The organism is Aquabacterium soli, assembly GCF_003933735.1.
GTDB lineage: Bacteria > Pseudomonadota > Gammaproteobacteria > Burkholderiales > Burkholderiaceae_C > Aquabacterium > Aquabacterium soli.
In genome coordinates, this window is the sequence record NZ_RSED01000098.1 from 1 (window position 1) to 400 (window position 400).

Annotated in this window: 1 rRNA gene; it reads right to left on the minus strand. The window is 50.2% G+C overall.

Annotated features, from left to right (window positions below):
* Positions 1–42 precede the first annotated feature (42 nt).
* Positions 43–155, minus strand: a 5S ribosomal RNA gene (gene rrf / locus EIP75_RS23935).
* Between the last annotated feature and the right edge of the window lie 245 nt (positions 156–400).

Genomic DNA, 400 nt, shown 5'->3' on the forward strand with positions numbered 1-400 from the left:
AACAAAGCCCCCATCTTTCGATGGGGGCTTGTTGCATTAATAGCCTGACGATGTCCTACTTTCACACGGGAATCCGCACTATCATCGGCGCTGAGGCGTTTCACTGTCCTGTTCGGGATGGGAAGGAGTGGGACCACCTCGCTATGGTCATCAGGCTTAACCGTTGGCCTTGGCCTGGCTTGCGCCAGGCGGGCGTTGTTGGGTCTACCATGGCAGCTGCCATTGCTGGCAGCTTGTCGGTATCAACAAACTCGTAGAGTCTTTATTAAATCAGCATGCAGATGATTGCGTGAACGCTTCAATGTTTGAAGCAACGTACAAGAAACGTTTTATTCACATATTGTCCTTGACGCTGTTCGACGGATTTTAGCCCATCGTTCGTCAAAGTTATAGGGTCAAG